The sequence below is a fragment of the Streptomyces sp. NPDC029151 genome, assembly GCF_055564315.1.
The window spans coordinates 1-1886 of sequence record NZ_JBVHWQ010000026.1 but is presented as its reverse complement, the minus strand read 5'-3'; the positions used below and the strand labels follow the sequence as shown (position 1 = coordinate 1886).

1 rRNA gene is annotated in these 1886 nt (G+C 56.5%); it reads right to left on the bottom strand.

The features are described 5' to 3' along the window. Positions 1 to 41 precede the first annotated feature (41 nt). Positions 42 to 1886, bottom strand: a 23S ribosomal RNA gene (locus tag ACZ4VF_RS37945); the annotation flags it as partial.

Sequence of the window (1886 nt, the reverse complement as noted above, 5' to 3'; positions counted from 1 at the left end):
TGGTCGTGGTTTCAGAACCAACACAGTGAACGCGAGCGTCTGAGGACAAGCCCTCGGCCTATTAGTACCAGTCAACTCCACCCGTTACCAGGCTTCCATATCTGGCCTATCAACCCAGTCGTCTACTGGGAGCCTTACCCCATCAAGTGGGTGGGAGTCCTCATCTCGAAGCAGGCTTCCCGCTTAGATGCTTTCAGCGGTTATCCCTCCCGAACGTAGCCAACCAGCCATGCCCTTGGCAGGACAACTGGCACACCAGAGGTTCGTCCGTCCCGGTCCTCTCGTACTAGGGACAGCCCTTCTCAAGACTCCTACGCGCACAGCGGATAGGGACCGAACTGTCTCACGACGTTCTAAACCCAGCTCGCGTACCGCTTTAATGGGCGAACAGCCCAACCCTTGGGACCGACTCCAGCCCCAGGATGCGACGAGCCGACATCGAGGTGCCAAACCATCCCGTCGATATGGACTCTTGGGGAAGATCAGCCTGTTATCCCCGGGGTACCTTTTATCCGTTGAGCGACGGCGCTTCCACAAGCCACCGCCGGATCACTAGTCCCGACTTTCGTCCCTGCTCGACCCGTCGGTCTCACAGTCAAGCTCCCTTGTGCACTTACACTCAACACCTGATTGCCAACCAGGCTGAGGGAACCTTTGGGCGCCTCCGTTACCCTTTAGGAGGCAACCGCCCCAGTTAAACTACCCATCAGACACTGTCCCTGATCCGGATCACGGACCCAGGTTAGACATCCAGCACGACCAGACTGGTATTTCAACGACGACTCCACAAACACTGGCGTGCCTGCTTCAAAGTCTCCCAGCTATCCTACACAAGCCGAACCGAACACCAATATCAAACTGTAGTAAAGGTCCCGGGGTCTTTCCGTCCTGCTGCGCGAAACGAGCATCTTTACTCGTAGTGCAATTTCACCGGGCCTATGGTTGAGACAGTCGAGAAGTCGTTACGCCATTCGTGCAGGTCGGAACTTACCCGACAAGGAATTTCGCTACCTTAGGATGGTTATAGTTACCACCGCCGTTTACTGGCGCTTAAGTTCTCAGCTTCGCCCACCCGAAAGTGAGCTAACCGGTCCCCTTAACGTTCCAGCACCGGGCAGGCGTCAGTCCGTATACATCGCCTTACGGCTTCGCACGGACCTGTGTTTTTAGTAAACAGTCGCTTCTCGCTGGTCTCTGCGGCCACCCCCAGCTCACGGAGTAAATCCGATCACCAGGAATGGCCCCCCTTCTCCCGAAGTTACGGGGGCATTTTGCCGAGTTCCTTAACCATAGTTCACCCGAACGCCTCGGTATTCTCTACCTGACCACCTGAGTCGGTTTAGGGTACGGGCCGCCATGAAACTCGCTAGAGGCTTTTCTCGACAGCATAGGATCATCCACTTCACCACAATCGGCTCGGCATCAGGTCTCAGACTATGTGCAAGGCGGATTTGCCTACCTCGCGTCCTACACCCTTACCCCGGGACAACCACCGCCCGGGATGGACTACCTTCCTGCGTCACCCCATCACTCACCTACTAACCGCTTGGTTCGGCGGCTCCACCACTTTCCTTTCCCCGAAGGGTCCGGAACGGCTTCACGGCCTTAGCATCACGATGCTCGATGTTTGACGCTTCACAGCGGGTACCGGAATATCAACCGGTTATCCATCGACTACGCCTGTCGGCCTCGCCTTAGGTCCCGACTTACCCTGGGCAGATCAGCTTGACCCAGGAACCCTTAGTCAATCGGCGCAAACGTTTCTCACGTTTGTATCGCTACTCATGCCTGCATTCTCACTCGTCAACCGTCCACGACTACCTTCCAGTGCCGCTTCACCCGGCAGACGACGCTCCCCTACCCATCACAACACCCGTTGGGGCTTA